The 4,667-nt window shown below is 66.7% G+C and carries 4 protein-coding genes; 2 read left to right on the top strand and 2 right to left on the bottom strand.

Going from position 1 to position 4,667, the window contains the following annotated elements; genetic code table 11:
- Both EOA75_RS29145 and EOA75_RS29140 read right to left on the bottom strand, forming a co-directional pair.
- A partial coding sequence (locus EOA75_RS29145) for an ABC transporter ATP-binding protein/permease (RefSeq protein ID WP_127325778.1) occupies positions 1-2,051 on the bottom strand: 2,051 nt, incomplete at its 3' end.
- A gap of 82 nt (positions 2,052-2,133) precedes the next feature.
- Positions 2,134-2,733, bottom strand: a complete 600-nt coding sequence (locus tag EOA75_RS29140) for a LysE family transporter (RefSeq protein ID WP_164747633.1) — start codon at positions 2,731-2,733, stop codon at positions 2,134-2,136.
- A 502-nt stretch (positions 2,734-3,235) separates the two neighbouring features.
- Here EOA75_RS29140 and cyoA point away from each other — a divergent pair.
- Entirely contained in the window at positions 3,236-4,195 is a 960-nt protein-coding gene (gene cyoA / locus EOA75_RS29135; RefSeq protein WP_082953921.1) for a ubiquinol oxidase subunit II, read from the top strand.
- A 2-nt stretch (positions 4,196-4,197) separates the two neighbouring features.
- Positions 4,198-4,667, top strand: a 470-nt coding sequence (locus tag EOA75_RS29130) for a cbb3-type cytochrome c oxidase subunit I (protein WP_206517054.1), incomplete at its 3' end; no start/stop codon positions are given.

The raw sequence follows: 4,667 nt of genomic DNA, 5'->3' as shown, positions 1-4,667 counted from the left end.
CCCTTGCGCGGCGCCAGCTCCACATCGCTAACCAGCTTCGCGCCGCCCTCGCGCCGCTCCAGCGTGATCTTGCGGCTGTGGAAGGCTTCCAGCTCGGCGCGGTGGGCGACGCTGATGACGGTGACCTTCGGCAATGCCTGGACCACCGTCTGCATCATCTTGTCCTGGCTCTTCTCGTCCAGCGCCGAGGTCGCCTCGTCCAGCACGACGATGTCTGGCTCGTGCAGCAGCAGGCGCGCGAAGGCGAGGCGCTGCTTTTCGCCGCCGGAGAGCGTCTGGTCCCACGGCGCCTCTTCCTCGATCCTGTCCCGCAGGTAGCCGAGGCCGACCTTGTCGAGGGCGGCGTCGATCTCGTCCACCGTCCAGTTGTCGGCGGCGGCCGGATAGGCGACCGCGCGCCGCAGCGTGCCGGTCGGGATGTAGGGGCGTTGCGGCAACATGAACAGCCGCTTGCCGGCATGGAAATTGACGCTGCCGCCGCCCCAGGGCCACAGGCCCGCGACAGCCCGCACCAGCGTCGACTTGCCGGTGCCGGATTCGCCGGCGACCAGCACCCGCTCGCCCGGGTTGATCTCGACCTTCGTCTCCTTGACCACGCCGGTGCCGTCGTTGAGGGTGACGGAGAGATCGTCCAGGCTGAGCATGGCGCCGTTTTGCGTCTCGCCGCGCCGGATGCGCCCAAAGGACTCGCTCTCTTCGGCGCGCTCCAGCCCGTCGAGCGACATCATCAGCGAAGCGACGCGGCGCGCCGAGGCGTTCCAATCGGCCAGGCGCGGATAATTGTCGACCAGCCAGCCGAACGCGCCTTGCACGATGGCAAAGGCGGAGGCCGCCTGCATGACCTGGCCGAGCGACATCGAGCCTTCGAGGAATTTCGGCGCGCAGAGCAGCACCGGCACCACCGGCGCGAACAGCATCGACCCTTGCGAGACAATCGCGGTGCGCATGTGCTGTCCGGTCAGCAGCGCCCATTGCCTCAGCACATGGCCGAAATTCCTGTCGATTCCGCTGCGCTCCTCCGCCTCTCCGCCGAGCAGCGCGATGCTCTCGCCGTTTTCGCGCACGCGTGTCAGCGTATAGCGGAATTCGGCTTCCGCCTGGTTCTTGCGCTCCGAAAGCTGCACGAAATGGCGGCCGATGACCACCATCGAGGTCGAGGTGATGGCGGCGTAGATGACCGCGGTGACGACGAGGAAGCCGGGGATGGTGATGCTCTCGCGGCCGAGCGGCAAGGTGAGCGCGCCGCCGATGGTCCACAGCACGACGATGAAGGTCGAGGCCGCCAGAAAGGCGTTGAGGACGCCGGAGATGAAATCGACGGGGGACTCGGTGGCGATGCGCAGATCTTCGGTGAGACGGGCTTCGGGGTTCGAGTGGTCGCCGGCGACGAGGTTGAGCTGATAGTAGCGGCCGCTGGCCAGCCAGCGCGCGATGACAGATGTGGTGAGCCAGGAGCGCCAGCGGCGCTGGATCGTCATGCGCAGATAGACCTGAACGACGACGAGGCTGGCGCTTCCGGCAACCAGCGGCACGAAGACGGCGCTCAGCATATAGACGGTGTGGACATTGCGCTGCTCGATGGCGTCGAAGAACGCGCGGTTCCAGACATTGATGCCATACTGGAAGCCGACATTGACGCAGATCAGCACCAGCAGCCCAATCGTAAACGGCCATGCGAGCTTGTCGCCATTCCGGCCCCAGTAGCCGCGCCCGCTGATCCAGAACCGCCTAAACAGGTACTTCCTGCGCGCCTGCTCGGCCTCCTCGGGCGTCAGCTTCGGACCGGGCTCGACGGATTCCGGCGGCGGCGGCGCCGGTTCGCCGACGGCCTCCGGCGTCGCTTCGGCCGGCTCCTCGTGCTCGGGCGATTGCTTCGGTTGCGACTTCTCTTCGCGGGGTCTTTCCGGATGCAAGCTTTCCGGCGGCGACTTTTCCGGCCGCGTCTTGCCCGGGGATGCTTTCGCTGCGCCCGTCTTTGCGGGGCGCGACTTCCCGGCACCGCGCGGCTGGGCGCCGTCGGCCGATCTTGGCTTGAGCTTTGCTTCAGACATCAGCCGACAACGGCTCAAAAATCAGAAGGTTTCACGATCTCGGCGAGAGATGTTGCCTGCCCGCTCGGGCCTCGACCTCACCTCACCCGGCAAAACCCCGCCGCGCGGCGGCCATGCCTTCCCACATCAGCTTGATCCCGAGCGCGCCGACCACGGCGCCGGCGGCGCGGTCGATCCAGTGCTTGGTGCCGAGATAGGCCGCGCGCGGCCGGCTGGAGGAAAAGGCGAAGGCGACGACCGCGTACCAGACGAATTCGTTGAGGAAGAGCAGCGGCGGCAGGACGAAGAGCATCCAGAGCGGCGGCGAGGCCGGCAGCATGGCCGCGAACATCGAGGCGTAGAAGATCGCCGTCTTCGGATTGGCGAGCTGGACCAGAAGCGCGCGACGCAGCGCCCGCCAGAACGAGCCGGCGCGCGCCGAGGCATCGTTCGCGATCTCGATCGGCTGATTGGCGCCGCGCCAGATCTTTATGCCGATCCACAGCAGATAGGCGCCGCCGGCGACGCGCAGGAAAATGTCCAGCCAGGCGACCTGGACGAGCAGCGCGGTCAGGCCCGCGACCGCGATGATGGCGAAGATGAAGCCGCCGATGCCCATGCCGATCGCCGCTGCTAGGCCGTCACTGCGCTCGCCGGCGACCGCGATGCGCGAGACGACGACGAAGCTCGGCCCCGGGCTCATCGCCCCCAGCAGGAAAACGCCAAGGATGGAAAGGATGGTTGCAATCTCGGACAAGGCTTCCTCCGCAGGCGGCTGCAATTCCCTGCGCAGTACAATGCACGCGCCGCGCGCCTTGTCACCATCCTGGCGGGCGATCGGCGAGCGCGAGCATGCCGAGACGGCGTCTGGTCAGGCTGGAGCCGCGCCCTATGTCTTCCGCGGCCCGTCCAGCCATCGGGCAAAACACCGCCTTTGCGGAACAGGCGGCAACTGCTTGGGTTGGCAGCCGTGTTCAGCAGTCGTACGGTATATGGCGGAAGTGCCTCTGCACACGGGGAGACTTCAGATGAAAGCTGCTGCAGAACGCGACCCTCGCAGGCGCGAGCTTTTGAAGGATCACGGCCCAGCCGGACTGGCCGCGAAGTCTGTTTCCGGCCGTGCCGCGGCCCAGCGGCGCCGACGACGCGCCGCCCACAGTCAAGACGTCCCGCCGATCCGTTCGCGCCAAGCATGATCCGTTCCAGTGCTTTCCTTCCCTAGACCGAGGCGAGGCCGCTCGCCGCTCTGGATAGGCCTGATCGCAACGCTCTCCGGCTGCGCGGGCGGGGTGCTCGACCCGCAGGGCCCGATCGGCGCGGGCAACCGCACGATCCTGCTCAACTCGCTGGCGGTCATGCTGGTCATCGTCATTCCGACGCTGGTGGCGCTGCTTTTGTTTGCCTGGATGTTCCGTGCCTCCAACCGCAACGCGCGCTACGAGCCGGAATTCACCTATTCGGGCCGCATCGAGCTGATCGTCTGGTCGATCCCGACGCTCACCATCCTCTTCCTCGGCGGGCTGATCTATTACGGATCCTACCATCTCGACCCGCGCCGGCCGATCGCCTCCAGCCAGCCGCCGCTCGACATCCAGGTGGTGGCGCTCGACTGGAAATGGCTGTTCCTGTACCCCGACCAGGGCGTCGGAACGGTCAACCAGCTGGTCATCCCGGCCGGCGTTCCCGTACGTTTCAAGCTGACCTCGGCCAGCGTGATGAACACCTTCTTCGTGCCGCAGCTCGGCAGCATGATCTATGTCATGAACGGCATGCAGACCGAGCTCAACCTGCAGGCCGACCGCGAGGGCGACTATCTCGGCCTGTCGGCGCATTTCAGCGGCGATGGCTTCTCCGACATGAATTTCCGCGTGCGCGCGGTCCCGCCCGACGAGTTTGCGCGCTGGGCCTCTTCGCTGCATGGCGCCGGCGGCGTGCTCAACGCCCGCGCCTATGGCGAGCTTGCCAGGCAGAGCATCAACGTGCCGCCGGCCTCGTTCGGCGTCGTGCAGGACGGCCTGTTCGACGCGATCGTGCGCCAGACGCTGCCGCCCGGTCCGGGTCCCGCCGAAACCGCCGCCGGCGAGCCGCAGGTAAGCCCCAAGGCCCAGCCCAAGGCCGGGACGCCGGCGCCTGCCCAACAGCCGCAGCCGAAAGCGGGAGGATGACGATGCTCGGCAAGCTCGACTGGTCTGCCATTCCCCTCGATGAGCCCATCCCGCTGGGCGCCGCGCTTGTCGTCTTCCTGGCGGCCGCCGCGGTGCTGATCTGGGTCACGGTGAAAGGATACTGGCCCTATCTCTGGGACGAATGGATAACTTCGGTCGACCACAAGCGCATCGGCGTCATGTATATCGTTCTGGCGGCGCTGATGCTGCTGCGCGGCTTCGTCGATGCGGTGATGATGCGCACGCAGCAGGTGCTCGCCATCCACGGGCCAGGCTACCTGCCGCCCGAGCATTACGACCAGGTCTTTTCGGCCCACGGCACGATCATGATCTTCTTCGCCGCGATGCCCTTCGTCATCGGGCTGATGAACTTCGTCGTGCCGCTGCAGCTCGGCATCCGCGACGTCGCCTTTCCGACGCTGAATTCGGTGAGTTTCTGGCTGACGGCGACCGGCGCGCTCCTGGTCAACAT

The sequence above is a fragment of the Mesorhizobium sp. M1A.F.Ca.IN.022.07.1.1 genome (assembly GCF_003997575.1).
Classification (GTDB): Bacteria; Pseudomonadota; Alphaproteobacteria; order Rhizobiales; family Rhizobiaceae; genus Mesorhizobium.
This window is presented reverse-complemented; position numbering and strand designations above follow the sequence as displayed.